The sequence below is a fragment of the Streptomyces herbicida genome, assembly GCF_032656585.1.
Classification (GTDB): Bacteria; Actinomycetota; Actinomycetes; order Streptomycetales; family Streptomycetaceae; genus Streptomyces; species Streptomyces herbicida.
Map to the genome: position 1 here is coordinate 1 of NZ_JAUYWJ010000029.1, position 14,130 is coordinate 14,130.

General features: G+C 70.5%; 13 protein-coding genes. 5 read left to right on the top strand and 8 right to left on the bottom strand.

From position 1 onward, the window contains the following. Positions 1–180: 180 nt before the first annotated feature. Genes Q8A52_RS41295 through Q8A52_RS41305 form a run of 3 tightly spaced genes read right to left on the bottom strand, consistent with a single transcriptional unit; the run spans position 181 to position 2,472 of the window. Entirely contained in the window at positions 181–1,812 is a 1,632-nt protein-coding gene (locus Q8A52_RS41295) for a solute symporter family protein (RefSeq protein WP_316761861.1), read from the bottom strand. Between the two features lie 3 nt (positions 1,813–1,815). Next, positions 1,816–2,244, bottom strand: a complete 429-nt coding sequence (locus tag Q8A52_RS41300) for a DUF485 domain-containing protein (RefSeq protein ID WP_316761863.1) — start codon at positions 2,242–2,244, stop codon at positions 1,816–1,818. Positions 2,245–2,265: 21 nt separating this feature from the next. Beyond that, positions 2,266–2,472 (bottom strand): hypothetical protein, encoded by a 207-nt coding sequence (locus Q8A52_RS41305; protein ID WP_316761864.1) that lies wholly within the window; start codon positions 2,470–2,472, stop codon positions 2,266–2,268. A 458-nt stretch (positions 2,473–2,930) separates the two neighbouring features. Between Q8A52_RS41305 and Q8A52_RS41310 the strand changes: the two genes are divergently transcribed. Then, positions 2,931–5,717, top strand: a complete 2,787-nt coding sequence (locus Q8A52_RS41310; RefSeq protein ID WP_316761867.1) for a helix-turn-helix transcriptional regulator — start codon at positions 2,931–2,933, stop codon at positions 5,715–5,717. 87 nt (positions 5,718–5,804) lie between these two features. Here Q8A52_RS41310 and Q8A52_RS41315 read toward each other — a convergent pair whose 3' ends face one another. The 5 genes from Q8A52_RS41315 to Q8A52_RS41335 form a co-directional block, all read right to left on the bottom strand. After that, a complete protein-coding gene (locus Q8A52_RS41315; protein WP_316761869.1) occupies positions 5,805–6,725 on the bottom strand; it encodes an SGNH/GDSL hydrolase family protein in 921 nt (306 codons plus the stop codon). A 653-nt stretch (positions 6,726–7,378) separates the two neighbouring features. After that, entirely contained in the window at positions 7,379–8,038 is a 660-nt protein-coding gene (locus tag Q8A52_RS41320) for a response regulator transcription factor (RefSeq protein WP_316761872.1), read from the bottom strand. A gap of 187 nt (positions 8,039–8,225) precedes the next feature. Further along, complete coding sequence (locus Q8A52_RS41325) at positions 8,226–8,609, bottom strand: hypothetical protein (RefSeq protein ID WP_316761873.1); 384 nt, start codon at positions 8,607–8,609, stop codon at positions 8,226–8,228. 223 nt (positions 8,610–8,832) lie between these two features. Beyond that, entirely contained in the window at positions 8,833–9,924 is a 1,092-nt protein-coding gene (locus tag Q8A52_RS41330) for a polyprenyl synthetase family protein (RefSeq protein WP_316761876.1), read from the bottom strand. Positions 9,925–10,130: 206 nt separating this feature from the next. Next, the gene (locus tag Q8A52_RS41335) at positions 10,131–11,978 is read right to left on the bottom strand and encodes a protein kinase domain-containing protein (protein ID WP_316761879.1); all 1,848 of its coding nucleotides are present in this window, start codon (positions 11,976–11,978) and stop codon (positions 10,131–10,133) included. A 414-nt stretch (positions 11,979–12,392) separates the two neighbouring features. Here Q8A52_RS41335 and Q8A52_RS41340 point away from each other — a divergent pair, with 414 nt between their 5' ends. The 4 genes from Q8A52_RS41340 to Q8A52_RS41355 all read left to right on the top strand — a co-directional run bounded on the left by Q8A52_RS41340 (position 12,393) and on the right by Q8A52_RS41355 (position 13,811). Continuing rightward, positions 12,393–12,596, top strand: a complete 204-nt coding sequence (locus Q8A52_RS41340; RefSeq protein WP_316761881.1) for a hypothetical protein — start codon at positions 12,393–12,395, stop codon at positions 12,594–12,596. A 132-nt stretch (positions 12,597–12,728) separates the two neighbouring features. Beyond that, positions 12,729–13,073, top strand: coding sequence for a hypothetical protein (locus tag Q8A52_RS41345; RefSeq protein ID WP_316761884.1), 345 nt, complete (start codon positions 12,729–12,731; stop codon positions 13,071–13,073). After that, positions 13,070–13,516, top strand: a complete 447-nt coding sequence (locus Q8A52_RS41350; RefSeq protein WP_316761885.1) for a MerR family transcriptional regulator — start codon at positions 13,070–13,072, stop codon at positions 13,514–13,516. The genes Q8A52_RS41345 and Q8A52_RS41350 overlap by 4 nt, the downstream gene beginning before the upstream one ends. Continuing rightward, a complete protein-coding gene (locus Q8A52_RS41355) occupies positions 13,497–13,811 on the top strand; it encodes a hypothetical protein (protein ID WP_316761887.1) in 315 nt (104 codons plus the stop codon). Before Q8A52_RS41350 ends, Q8A52_RS41355 begins: the two co-directional genes overlap by 20 nt. Positions 13,812–14,130 lie beyond the last annotated feature (319 nt).

The following is a 14,130-nucleotide window of genomic DNA, read 5'->3' on the forward strand; positions in this document are numbered from 1 at the left end:
AGCCGAGCCTGTCAGCCTTGGCCTGTTCATACGCCTCCGCCGTCACATTGGCGTGCGCGGCCAGCTCGGCGGGCGGCGCAAACCTGCGCTCCTCCTTGAGCAGGTTGGCCAGGCTTTCGTTGCTCACCTTCGTCTCCTTCAAACAAGCATGTGTCTTCGATGGGGTGGTCACAGCGGGTCTCACCGCGCCCCGATACCGGTGAGGGAACGGACTCGGAGGTCCTTGAACTTGTCGTCGTCGCGCTCGGCGGCGGGCGAGAGCACGGTGCCGAGCCAGCCGAAGACGAAGCCGGCGGGAATGGAGACCAGGCCCGGGTTCTCCAGCGGGAACCAGGCGAAGTCGAGGTCCGGCAGCATGGCCGTCGGTCCGCCGGACAGCACGGGTGAGAAGATCACCAGGCCGAGGGACGTGGCCAGGCCGCCGTACACGGCGAAGAGCGCGCCGCGGGTGGTGAACTTCCGCCAGAACAGGCTGTAGAGCAGAGTCGGCACATTGGCGGAAGCCGCCACCGCGAAGGCGAGTGCAACGAGCGCCGCCGTGTTCAGCTTGTCCGCGTACAGGCTCAGGACGACGGCGATCGCTCCGATCGCCACGGCGGCCCGCCGGGCCACGGCCACTTCGCTGCGCTCGTCGGCCTGGCCCTTGCGCAGGACGTGGGCGTACAGGTCGTGGGCGAACGACGCCGACGAGGCGAGGGTGAGTCCGGCGACCACGGCCAGGATGGTGGCGAACGCGACCGCCGACACGACGGCGAGCAGCACGGCCCCCGTGGTGGAACCCGATCCGTCGCCCAGGTACTCGGCGAGCATCGGGGCGGCCGTGGTCCCGGCCGGGTTGGAGGCGGCGATGGTCTTCGGACCGATCAGCGCGGCGGCTCCGAATCCGAGAGCGATGGTCATCAGATAGAAGGCGCCGATGATGACGATGGCCCAGTTGACGGACGTGCGGGCCGCGCGTGCCGTGGGGACCGTGTAGAAGCGCACGAGGATGTGCGGGAGGCCGGCGGTACCCAGTACGAGTGCGAGGGCCAGGCTGATGAAGTCGAGACGGCTGGACAGGTTGGCGCCGTACTTCAGTCCGGGTTCGAGGAAGGCGTCGCCATGTCCGCCGGCATCCGCGGCCGCTCCCAGCAGAGCCGACGGACTCCAACCGAATCGGTGCATCACCAGTACCGACAGCAGACCCGCACAGGCGATCAGCATCACGGCCTTGATGATCTGCACCCAGGTGGTGCCCCGCATGCCGCCGACACAGACGTAGAGGACCATCAGGGCACCGACGGCCAGGATGATCCACCTCTTGGTGCCCTCCCCCGTAACCCCGAGCAGCAGCGCGACCAGAGAACCGGCGCCGACCATCTGGGCCACCAGATAGACCACCGACACCACGATGGTCGACACTCCCGCGGCGGTACGCACCGGACGCCGGCGCATGCGGAAGGCGAGCACGTCCGCCATGGTGAACCGTCCCACGTTGCGCAGGGGTTCGGCCACGAGGAGCAGGGCGACCAGCCAGGCGACGAGGAAGCCGATGGAGTAGAGGAAACCGTCGTAGCCGAAGAGCGCGATGGATCCGGTGATACCGAGGAACGAGGCGGCGGACATGTAGTCGCCGGAGATGGCCAGTCCGTTCTGGAGGCCGGTGAACGAACTGCCACCCGCGTAGAAGTCGGCCGCGCCACGGTTCTTTCGGCCGGCCCATACCGTCACGGCCAGGGTGGCCGCGACGAAGAACAGGAACAGAACGAGGATGAGGGCCCTGTTCGGCGGAGTGCTGGATGCCGCCAGGGCCGGGAGCTCGACATGGGCCATGGTTCAGTTGCTCCTGTGTCGGGCCGGGACGGTGGCGGCCTGCTCGACGGCACCGCATCGGTCCGCAAGGTGCTGTGCCAGGGGGGACAGCCGCCTGTCGGCCGCGCGGCTGTAGAGCCAGGCGATCAGGAAGGTCGACCCGAACTGCGCGAGCCCGAGCACGAGCGCGAAGTTCACGTTCCCCGTGACCTTGAACGCGATCGCGTCCGGGGAGAACGTGCACAGCAGCACGTACAGCAGGTAGAAGGCGAAGAACGCCGCGGTCATCGTGCACACGAGCACACGGTGGCGGCGCCGCAGCTCGGTGAATTCCGCGAGGTCGTAGAGCGACCCGGGGTTCGCGGGGACGGGCGTGTGCCCCGGGTCCCCTTCCGGCGCGGTGTCGTATGCCTGTTGGTGACCGAAGGCTGGGGATCGGTCGTTGCTCGTCATGTCTTTCCTTGTATGAATGGGTCAGTTCGTGTTTCCGGCGGGCGGCAGCCGACGCAGGTGCACGTTCACCCGGGGACCGTCATCCGAAGGCGGTGGGGTGTAGGCAGGCTGGGGTGCGGTGGGCGCGCAGACGATCTGGCCGCCCGGCTCGCACCGGGAGCCGGCCGCCTTGACGATCAGCGCGTACGACAGGCACAGGCTGAGCAGCAGCGCGCAGGACAGAATCACGATGATCACCGTGCTCGGCGGGACCGACCGGCTCGGCTCGCACGGCGGGGGTGGTACGTCCGGCGAGGCGGGGAACTGGGGGACCGCGACAAGCTGGGGCCTGTCAGAAGGCATGTCTCTCCAAACACGGTGTAGCGAAGGCTCGCTGCGACCGCCCTCGCGGGCGGAGACGGCGAAACCGGTCGGTGCTCGACCTGGTGCCGCCCGCCCGGGGTGGATGTGGCATGGGCACACGACTGCCCGGGGCATTGGGCGGCTGCGGGGGTACGCATACGCCTCGCGACGAGCGAGGTGCGTCACCTCATCCGATCACCGGCGCCCATGCGCGGGCCACCCCACCCGCACCGAAAGATCCATTTCTTTCGGTGGGCCACCGAAGGTGGCCGATGTCCTGGCTGAGTACGGTGGACGGACCACAGGGTCTGCGACGGCAGACCGGACGAAGGAGCAGCAGCAGCGTGATACCCACACTTCTCGGCCGCGAACGCGAACGGGACACGCTGTACGAACTGCTGGTGCGGCCGGGCGGAGCGAGTGTCCTGCTGCGCGGGGGATTCGGCAGCGGCAAGTCGGGGCTGCTCACGGACCTCGGTGAGCGGGCCCGCGCGGCCGGGTTCGCCGTATTGAGCGCATGCTGCGAGCCTGCTGCGGGCCACCGTCCCGAGGGCACCCCGCCGCGCACGATGTGCTCGCTGGTGCCGGACGGAGGCGCTGAGCCGGCCACGGCACTGGTGCGCTGGCTGGCCGCGGGCGCCACAGCACCGCCCACGGACGAGACACTCGCCGCCGCCCGGTCCGCACCGGCGCAGCGCGTGCTGGTGCTGGTCGATGACCTGCAGTGGGCCGATGCGGCGTCCCTGCGGGAGCTGCGGAACATCGCGCGGGCCGTGGGTTCGCATCCGGTGACGGTCGTTTGCTCGATGGGGCCCGGCGAGTCGGTCGACGAGCCGGCACTCGGTGCTGTGCTGCGCCTCCTCGACCACCATGTCCAGCTCTCGCCTCTCGACGAATCCACGGTTGCCCGCCAAGCGGCCGGGATTCTCGGCACGTCCGAGAACAACGGAGCCGCAGCCGAAGTCCTGTCCCCGCTGCTGACGGCGGCGGCAGGAAACCAGTACTTGATCCGCACGCTGCTGGCAGCCGTGCACGGTCGACTCCGCTGTGAGGACGGTCAACCGGACAGCACCCGGAGCAGTGCGCTGGCCGCTGCGCTGAAACCGCTCCTCGCGGACATCGGAGTGGTGGTCCGAGCGGCATTGCGCAGGATCGGTCCCGATGCCGAACGGGTCGCCGCCGTTCTCGCTTCGCTGGGGGGCGCTCAACCCCCGGAGCTGATAGCCCATGCCGGTGCGATGGACCGGCACACGGTCGAGGACGCCCTCCACGCGCTGGCTCAGGCCGAACTCCTGCAGCACGCCGGGGTACGGGTCCGGCTGCATCCGCCCCTGCTCGTGGCCGGCCTGGCACAGGGGGTCTCGCCCACCTGCCGCAAGGAGCACCATGCCCGCGTGGCCCGGCTGCTGCTCAGTTGGGGGGCGTCCGCCGAGCAGGTGGCACCACACCTGGTCCATGGGCCGACCGGCATGGAGGGTGCCCCGGCCGTCCTGCGGCGTGCGGCCCAGGCCGCGCTCGACCGCGGCGCGCCCGACGAGGCGGTGATCTATCTGCGGCGCACCCTGAGCGAGGCTCTCGACGAGCAGGAGCGCAATGAGGTTCTGACCCTGATCGGCGCTGCCCGGCTCGACTCCGATGTACCGGCCGCCGTACCGGAACTGCGCAGCAGCCTGCGGCTCGACGCGGCACCGTCGGCGCTGGCTCACTCCGCGCGCAGCCTGACCGGTGCGCTGTTCGCCATGGACCGCTACGGGGAAGCCCTGACGATGCTGGAGGGGACGATCCAGCGGCTGCGTGCCGTGGACGCTCAGTCCGCGCTTCGGCTGGAGCTGGACTATCTGCTCGTCAGCCTCGGTGAGGCGGCGTCGGCGGTGCGTACGCGGCCGCGTCTGCTGGAGTTGCGTCTCCAGGACGCCGAGGATGCCGCGGGGCGCAGAGCGCTGGCGGCGCTGCTCAGCTTCCGTGGAGCCGCGCTCGGCGAGGGCGCCGACGACGTCGTCGCATGGGCCCGGCTCGGGCTGAGCAGGGGCATGGCGCCGATGGGCGACGAGTCCATCGTGTACCCCTGCGCCGCCCTGGCGCTGGGCGCCGCGGGCAGGCCGGACCTGACGTTCGAGTACGCCGACGCGGCCGTGGCGGAAACGCAGGCGAGGGCCTCCGCGCTGCCGTACGCGCAGGCCCTCAGCACACGGGCGAACGCTCATTGCCGGCGTGGGGCGTTCACGGACGCACAGACGGACGCGAAGCACGCGCTGGCCGTGTTCCGGGAGATCGGCGTCGACCGACGGGAGAGCCACAGCGTCTTCACGGTGGCGACCTTGGCGGAGGTCTTCATCCGACAGGGTCAGGCGCAGGACGCCGAGGCGCTCTTGGACGACAGCGACCTGGCCGGTCCGCTCCGGTTCCACACGATCTACGACTACCCGCTGCTCGTCAGAGGCTGGGTGCACGCGGCACAGAACCGCCTCGAGCGGGCGCTGGCGGACTTCCTGCACCTCGGTGAGCGTCTGACCGCCCGTGGAATGCCGGGCCCGGGGCTCTACCCGTGGCGGTCCGAGGCCGCACTGGTGCACCTGCTCCTGGGCGACCGGGAGTCCGCTCTCGCGCTGGCCGATCAGGAGTTGCGGCTGGCGCGGGCCTGGGGGGTCGCGGAGATGACGGCAGTGGCGCTGCGTGGCCGGGCCCTGGTGGTGGGCGGTCAGGAGGGCCTTGAACTGCTCGACGAGGCGGCGCTGTTGATCGGCGGCAACCCCGCGCGGTTCCGCCATGCGCAGATCCAGGCGGACCGGGGGACGCTGGCCGTACGGTACGGGCGGCCGGAGGACGCGCGCGCCGCGCTCCAGGAGGCGGTCAGCGTGGCCCACGACTGCGGCGCCGAGCCGATCGCGGCGCAGGCACGGGCCGGGCTGCGGGAGCTCGGCGACCGGCCCCGGACCCCGACGTTCCGGGGAAGGGAGGCACTGACCCCCGCGCAGCGCCAGGTGGCGGAGCTCGCCGCGCAGGGGATGACCAACGCCGAGATCGCCGCCCACCTGTTCGTGGGCCTGCGCACGGTGGAGATGCATCTGTCGAAGGTCTACGCGAAGCTCAACGTGAGTGGCCGTCATGGCCTCGAGCAGGCCCTGCGCTGACTTGGGCGAAGCACCCCGGCGATGGTGCGGCAGGGTGCGCCGGGAGGGTGGCGCTTCCGGCCGCACGCCCTCACGGCAGACGAGGGGTCATGGCCGCCGTGCGGCGGGGCCGGCGCCCTCGGTATGCGCCGATGGGCAGGTCAGCGCCCGGGACACGGCTTCCGCCATGGCCTGCTCACCTCGTGTGGTCGGGTGTGCAGCCGCGGCCGGGTCCGCCGGGGCAAGGTTCTCGATCCACCGCAGGCCGGCCGGGCGGCACATGTCGTGCCCGATCGTCGGGGTGTAGGTGTCGACGTAGACGGCCCTGCCCTGCTCCGCGCGGCGGGCGAGCATGGCGTTGAGCGCCTTGGTCGTGTCCCTGAGATATGCGAAGTCCCCTGCGGCGAAGGGAACCGCGGGACTGGTGCAGCCCGTCCCGTCGTCCGGGAAGATCGACGGATAGCCGACGAGGAGGACCTTGGCGTGCGGGGAGCGTCGGTGAATGGTGTCGAGGACCGCGTCGACCTTCGGAGCAGTGGCGGCGATGCCCTCCTCGAGGCGGTCCCCTCCGCCGGTGGTGTAATGGCTGCGGCACGGCGCGCCCGACGGATCGTCACGGCTCAGGAGCGCACAGCTCTTCAGCACCGCGGAGAACCCGACCCCGTCGTTGCCACCGATGCTGACGGTCACCAGGTCGGTGCCGCGGGTCAGTGCGTCGTACTGTGCGCGGCGTCCGTCCCTGCTGACCGCCAGTTCGACCGTGGTCGCCCCGGCGCAGGTGACGTCCGTGAGGCGGGCGTTCTGCTTGCCGGCCACGAGGGACGGGTAGTTGCGGTTGGAACGGCCGCATGCGGGGTCGGTCTGGTCGGGGACTCCCGGCGCGGAGGCGTAGGAGTCGCCGAGGGCGACATAGTCCCGGCCGGCGGCCGGTGCGCAGGTCGCCGATGCGACGGAGGCCGGCCCGACAGCGACGAGGCAGGCCAGCGCCACGGCGCCGAGACGGCGCGCAGTGACGATGGACCTCTTCACCGGGCCGGTGCAGCCGGCAGGCTCACGGCGAATGTCGGGGCGCCGTCGCGCCGTTGGGTCAGGGGTTCCGGCAGCATGCTGTCCGGCACGGGGATCGTGGAGCACTTGGTGTGAACCTCGCACAGGTGTGAGGGAAGATGGTGCGCGGCTTGGATCAGGCCGACACCGTCAGCAGGGCAAGCGGCCCCGGGAACAACAGGAACAGGCGGTCAGCGCAGTTGTCGTCTCGGTTGCGCCGACACCGGATCGGGCAGGCCGTCGTACATCCAGGACATGGCCACCATCGCCGAGGCCACGGCACACGGCTCGGAGCACAGTTCCCAGTCGCAATCGCAGACAGTGGCGTCCCAAGGCGGGAGCGGAGCTTCCAGGTTGGGGAAGGGCCAGGTGAACGGTCGCGTTCGGGTCACGGGAGTCTCCAGGTGTGGACCAGGCCGACGAGACCGCTGCCAACCGCACGAGCCGCGGCTGTTGTTGACTCGGGCCGTCCGCGTTCGCGGACGACCCGAGTCAATCCACAACGAAAGTGATCGGAATCCTTCCGGAGAACCAGCTTCGGGACAACGAAAGACACCTGCGGTTGTGTGCGTCCGACACAGCTGCTGAGCAGGGCGACGGCCGCATCCGCAGCGTACGGCGGCCGCTCGCCTCGGTCAGGAAGGGATGGCGGGAGGAGTGAGCCCCGCGGTGTGGGCAAGGATCGCGGCCTGGACGCGATTGCCGCATCCGAGCAGGCGCAGGATACGGCTGACGTGCACCTTGATCTGCGACTCGGACAGTTGCATGCGGGCGCCTATTTCGGCGTTCGAGAGCCCCTGCGCTAGCAGGGCCAGGATCGTCTGCTGCTCCTGCGGCAGGGGCTTGAGACGTTCCCGGGCGTCTACGGCCTCGCGCGGGACAGTGAACTGTTCCATGAGCATCCGGGTCATGGAGGGAGAGATGATCGCCTCGCCGCGGGCGACGACCTTGATGGCGTCGATGAGTTCGTGAGGACGGACGTCCTTGAGGAGAAAGCCGTCGACTCCGGCCTTGAGCGCCGAGTAGAGGTACTCGTCCCGGGAGTACGAGGTGAGGACGACGATGCGGGGCGGCTGGGCCAGGCGCCGCAGGGCCAGGGCGGCCGAGAGCCCGTCCATGGCCGGCATCTGCACATCGGTGAGGACCACGTCGGGCTGGTGGGAGAGCGCGGCGGCGACTGCCTGCTCGCCGTCGGGAACGGCTGCCACCACGGTGATGGCGTCGTCCGTCTCCAGGATGAGCCGCAGGCTCTCCCTGGTCAGCTCCTCGTCGTCGGCGATGACTACCCTGATCATGGTGTTCTACCTTCGCCGGCGTGCAGGAGGACCACCCACGGGCTCTGGTTGCCGTCCGGCGGCGGCAGGGTCGAGGGGTGCAGACCGAGCGCCCTGGGGCCGACGGGAGTCAGCGCTGGCACACTGGCCGAGGCAGTGACTGATTGTCAATGCGACCAGCGCCCGAAGGCTGCGCTCCTCCGGCGAGTCAGCCATCGCGACCGCGCCGTCCACCGCCGACCAGTGCGGTCACGGCCGCGATCAGCACCGCGGCCAGCGAAATCCAACCACCGACATCCTGCGCTACGCCCTTGCCCCGATGATCCCACCACGGCTCGGCGACGCCCGGAGCGGGCGTGCCCCCGTCCCCCGCACGCGGAAGCTCATGCCCCGAGGTCCCGATGCTTCCTTTACGGGGACCCGCGGCCACGGACCTGTCGCCGACCGGACCGTGGCCATCGTCGTACGTGGCAAGGGCCATGAGGGCGTCGGCGCGGCCTGGTGAGACGGCGTACGAGACCGGGGCGCTGTACGCCGATGCCTTGTTCGCGCCACCGGTCATCAGCGCTGCGCTCGCCAGCGCCGCCGTCATGGCGGCAGTTGCCATTCTCCTACGCACGGGCGGCACCGCTTAACACCCCGAGCGGAACCAGTGGCCGTGCCCGGCGATGGCGTCGTGCCGGTCGGCTGCTCATCTCGTGACACCCCCCTCAGCATGGAAATGCGCAGGAACTTCACAGGGCGGTGTCGAGTCAAAGGCGAACGCCGGTTATCGGCATCCTCCGCAAGGATGAGCAGAGGTTCGTTTGCGGGTGTCAGGCGGCACGGGCGATCGCAGAACCTGCGATGTCCCTGAGGCTGTCGGCCACCTCCCGGGGAATCGGCGCGGCATCCAGCGCGCTCAGCGCTTCGTCCCTGAGCGCACCGATGCGCGCCTCGACCGCTGCCCGCGCGCCGGTCTCCTCCAGCAGGCGCCGTGCCTCGGCCTGGCCCGCCGCTTCGATGCTGCCGGATCCCAGCAACTCCCTCAGGCTCGCGGCCTGTTCGGCGTCGCCGATGGACACGGCCAGTGCCGCAAGAAGGGTGCACTTGCCGTCACGCAGGTCATCACTGTGCGATTTGCCCGTCTGCCCCGGGTCGCCGAAGACACCGAGCAGGTCGTCCCGCAGTTGGAAGGCGATCCCCAGGGGGACGGCGAACTCACTCAGCGAGTGCAACAGCGCCTCATCGGCGTCCGCCAGGACGGCGCCGAGCCGCAGCGGAGCTTCGACGGTGTAGCGGGCGGTCTTGTAGTGGGCGATGAAGAGGGCTTCCTCGGCGCGGAAAGAGCCCCGGTGCGCGGCGAGAAGGTCCTGGTACTGACCGTAGACAGTGGCGGTGCGCATCGCGTCGAGCTCCTCGTAGCCGCGCCGTTGCTGACCGGGAGTCATGTCGGCGCTGCGGAAGAGTTCGTCGGACCAGCTGAAGGCGAGGTTGCCCAGCAGGATCGCGGCGTTGACGCCCAGCCGGTCACCTGACCGGCCGTCACGGCCGCCGCCCCCGCTGCTCTGCGCCAGGACACGATGAGCGGTCGGCAGACCACGGCGCACCTCGCTGTCGTCCATCACGTCGTCGATCAGCAGCGCGCAGGCGTGGAACAGCTCCAGCGACGCCGCGGTCCGGAGCACGAAGTCAGGCAGCTTGCGGCGGCCCGCGGCGTGCCAGCCCGTGACACACAGCAGGGAACGCAGGCGCTTTCCGCCGCGCAGGGCATACCCGGTGAGCACCGGCCACAGTTCTTCCGGCAGGGCGGGTTCGCCGTCCCGGCCGGCTGCCCGTTCGGCCAGGAAGACCCGCAGTCTGTGCTCCACCTCGGAGCGCACCAGCAGCGCGGGAGCGGGGACGACGGTTTCTACCGGGGTCGACACGATGAGATCCTTCATGAATTCGGTCAGCACGACGCACGTCCACGCCACGGGGGGCCGGGGACGGGGTTACGCCGAGGGGAACCCCTGTATGCCACCACAGACCGACAGCCACGCCGGGCAGATACCGGCCCCAGTCCTCAAACCGTTCGGTGCCGAAAGGGCCCCGTAGGCCGGGACTGAACGCCGTTTCCGGGATGTGCGGCCGCTCAGGACCGGTCCGCGGAAAACGTCGTGCAGTTGGGGCCGTAGACCCTCCCGTCCAGATGGTTCGGCGTCAACGTGTCGTAGGAGCCCTGGAGATCGACCGTCAGATAGTTCGGCGGCTGGTTGATCCACTGTGTGGCCCTCAGCGTCAGCACCCCGTTCTCGACGGTACCCGTCATCGCGAACGAGCCGCGGGGTACCTGCGGGTTGGAGGGCGCCGGATAGAACGAGAACACCGCGTCGGCGGTGCCGTCGTCGTGGTCCTCGATGGTGAGCACGAGACCGGTGATGCCCTGGTTGCACACATAGCTGCCGTTCCAGCGGCCCGACAGGTCGGTCGCGTCCGCAGGGGGTGACGAGGGAGTGTCGTCGGCCGGCGTGGTTGAGGGCGAGGTCGGGGTGTCGGCGGGCGAGGACGGGCTGTCCAGCGGGGTGGGGGTGTCGGCAGGCGAGGACGGGCTGTTCAACGGGGTCGGGCTGTCGTCGTACGGCGAGACGTACGGTGACGAGCCCGAGGACGACTCCCCCGAGTTCGAGCCGGACCCGCCACCGCCGAGCAGGGCGTCCGCCTTCCACGCCACGAGCCCGATCGCAAGCACCGCGGCGAGAGCGGAGCCGATCACGGCCACGCGCCGTCTTCGGGGGGAGCTCCTGCCGGGGCCGCCGGGCTTCCCCGGCACCGGAGCAGGCAGCATGCCGGAGATCACGGTTCCGGGCGGTGGAGTGCCTGGGGGCGCATGAGCAGGCGGCGGGGTCGCCGGAATCGGCCCGGTCATGGTGGGTGCCTGATGGGACGGAGTCGAGGGGCCCATGGGTCCCGGCGGCGGTGTCCCGAGCGGCGGATACCCTCCGACCGCAAACCCCGGCGCGTCGGGCGGAGTCGCTGTGCCCCCGGCCGGGGGCGTCTTTGGCACCGTCGCCCCGGGTCCCGTCGGGGCCTGCCTCGCTCCGCTGCCGTCCCGTGCCTCCCGCACCGCGGAGGCCACCATCGGGGGGAGCCAGGAAACGCTCGTGAACATGAGCGCCGTACGGGACGCGCCTGCCACGTCCATGAGTTCCGAGAGGAGCACATCGACGCGGGGCCGGTCCTCGGGCCGCTTGGCCAAGCAGCGCGCGACCAGCCCGCGAACCGTCCCGCGCACCGCGCTCAGGTCGGGCTCACCGTGGACGATGCGATACATCAGGCCCTGAGCCGACCCGGTACCGAAGGGACCGGAGCCCGACGCGGTGAACGCGAGGACCGCGCCCAGCGCAAACACATCGCTCGCCGGTCCGACGGGTTCGCCGGTGAGTTGCTCCGGCGACATGAATCCAGGAGTCCCGATCACCACCCCGGTACGGGTGATCGCGCTCGCCTCGGAAGCCGTCGAGATGCCGAAGTCGATGACGCGGGGACCGTCGGCGGCGAGCAGCACGTTCGACGGCTTCAGATCGCGGTGCACGAGCCCCGCCGCATGGATCGCCTCCAGCGCCTCGACGAGCCCGGCCGCCAGCGTCATCACCGGGCCCGACTGCCAGGCCCCGTACCGCGCAACTGCGGTGTCCAACGAGATGCCCGGCACATAAGCCGTGGCCAGCCACGGCGGGTCCGCCTCCGGGTCGGCGTCCACCACGCCCGCCGTGAACACGCCGTTCACCCGGCGGGCGGCGGCAACCTCTCGCGCGAATCGCTGCCGGAACTCGCGGTCCTCTGCGAGCTCGGGCCGTACGACCTTCACGGCGACCGCCCGGCCGCCCCTGGAGCGGGCCAGATAGACCCGACCCATGCCGCCTGCCCCTAGCCGGCCCACCAGCCGGTAGGGCCCGACCCAGTCGGGATCCCCCACCCCCAGCGCGCGCAACGCCTCCATAAGACCCCCCACGGTCTGCCACGTCCCCAGGCGAGGCTCACATCATGGCGTCAGCAAGCGCTTGTAAGGCTTCCGTTTTCAACAGACTCAGGAGGAATCGCGGGGACTCGGGGTTACTCGAACTGATTTGCGGCGACTCGAGGTTAGTCGAGCGGATCGTTCGCGGAGAGGTCCACTCCCCCGCCAAAGTGCCTCATTGCCTGCCCGTCTCGGCTACCGCTTCATGACGTTGTGCCCGCGGATCGCGATCCCACCGGTTTCCGCGAGCGGTACCTCCGTGCCGTTGTCCACCGTGTACGGAGTCGTCGACGGCACCGCCTACCCGGTCCGCGACACGGCCGGTCATGCGCCGTTCGGCGCGCCCTGGCCTGGACCGCATTCGGTCTGCTGCTACCGGTCGCCCTGCTGGGCTTCGTGATGCCGGCCCGCTGGATCCCCGTCTATCGTGACCGTGCTGCGGCAGGGCCGGCACCGGCCGCCGCAGCGGCTCACGGAGCCGAGGCGGCCGTCCCCGCAGAGCAGCACTTCCCACTGCCGGTGGTGCCGGCCCACGGCCTGTTCGCCGTGGTGATCCTCGTTCTGGTCCTGCTCACCGCCCTGGGCATCGGCGGCAGCTGACTCGACCGGCCGGGTCAGGCACCGGCTTCGCCCGGCGCCGACGGGAGCTTGCATCCGATACCTGGGTACAGGTTTACCGTCAGTGGTGTCCCCGGCTGCGGTGCTCGGGGCTCCGCGACAGGAGTGAGCGCGATGACCGACCTGGGATGGGTGCCCCAGTCCTGCACTCTGCCGACGACGGAGCGCCCCCTACGGGTGGCGGAGTGGGATGCGCTGTTCAGCGAGCGGCTGACGGACGTTTTCCGGCCTGAACCGTTGCTCCTGCGCCTGGAGTTGCCCGGCGGCGGCACTGTCCAGGAGCGGGTCCGCGACCTGGTCGAGCGGGAAAGCGGCTGCTGCTCGTTCTTCACCTTCACCGTGGCAGGCGAAGGCTCTCGCGTACGCCTGGACATCGCGGTGGATCAGGCGTACGCACCAGTCCTGGACGCACTCGCCGTCCGGGCCGCAGCCCTGGTGGGAAAGGCGGAACAGGCGTGAGTGAGGGTCTGCGCAGCGGTCAGGTCGCCGACGCGGCCGGTGTGAACATCCAGACCCTGCGTTATTACGAACGCCGCGGCCTGCTGGCCGAGCCCCAGCGCAGTCCCGGCGGCCACCGGCTGTACGGCGACGACGCGGTCACCGCGCTGCGCGTGATCAAGGCAGCCCAGCGCCTCGGCTTCACCTTGGATGAGGTCGCCGAGTTGCTGGAGACCGGCCGCCACCGCCACGGCCGTCCCGTCGCCGGGCTGCAAGAGCGGGCGAAGGCGAAGCTCGCCGAGGTCGACGCGAAGATCGCAGACCTGACCACCATCCGCACCGTACTGGTCGCCGCTGTCGAGGCCGGCTGCGACGACCTGACCGCGTGCGCCGGCAGTGCCTGCTGCCCCATCCCCTTCACCGACCTCGCCGAGGAGAACCGTCATGCCGGACCCTGCTGCTGACCCGCGCTCCCCCCGGACGCCGAAGGCGTTGGCGGGCCTCGCCGGGCTGGCCTGCCTGGCCTGTTGTCTGCTGCCCGTCCTGATAACGGCGGGCGTCGTAGGCGCGGGAGCCTCCGCCGTCGTGGGCTGGCTGCCCGCCCTCTCCGTCGCTCTCGCCGCGCTGGCCGGGGCCACGCGGTTGTTCGGCCGGCGCCGCCCCTCATGCTCATGCAGGTCCGCGGCCACGAGCGAACACGGATGCGGCTGCAAGGCCGACAACGACCCGCCGGAGATCACCGGTCCTGTCCGTCGGTAGGGTCGTGCCCAGGACCGGCACGCAGCGCACTGCCCTGGAGTACGCCACGCGACGAACCCCGTCGCGCCACCCTCATGCCGGACAGGGGGCGGTTTTGCGCGCCGACCGGAGCGCGTTCGTCCACCAGGCCGGCTGGTCGAGCAACGTCTTGGAGCACCGCGGACGAGCAGGCATTCGACTTCCGGCTCGGACCATCCGTCGAGAACTCCGGGCGGGTCACCGCGGAGGTCGCCCTCGCCCTGCGTGTCAGCACCCGCGACCAGGTGCTGACCGTCGCCGACCACCTGTCCGCATACGTGCGCGAGTGGACCCTGCACCA

Coding starts and splice junctions, on each gene's coding strand:
- Q8A52_RS41295 (WP_316761861.1), bottom strand. CDS start 1,812: ATGGCCCATGTCGAGCTCCCGGCCCTGGCGGCATCCAGCACTCCGCCG.
- Q8A52_RS41300 (WP_316761863.1), bottom strand. CDS start 2,244: ATGACGAGCAACGACCGATCCCCAGCCTTCGGTCACCAACAGGCATAC.
- Q8A52_RS41320 (WP_316761872.1), bottom strand. CDS start 8,038: ATGATCAGGGTAGTCATCGCCGACGACGAGGAGCTGACCAGGGAGAGC.
- Q8A52_RS41325 (WP_316761873.1), bottom strand. CDS start 8,609: ATGACGGCGGCGCTGGCGAGCGCAGCGCTGATGACCGGTGGCGCGAAC.
- Q8A52_RS41335 (WP_316761879.1), bottom strand. CDS start 11,978: ATGGAGGCGTTGCGCGCGCTGGGGGTGGGGGATCCCGACTGGGTCGGG.
- Q8A52_RS41345 (WP_316761884.1), top strand. CDS start 12,729: ATGACCGACCTGGGATGGGTGCCCCAGTCCTGCACTCTGCCGACGACG.
- Q8A52_RS41355 (WP_316761887.1), top strand. CDS start 13,497: ATGCCGGACCCTGCTGCTGACCCGCGCTCCCCCCGGACGCCGAAGGCG.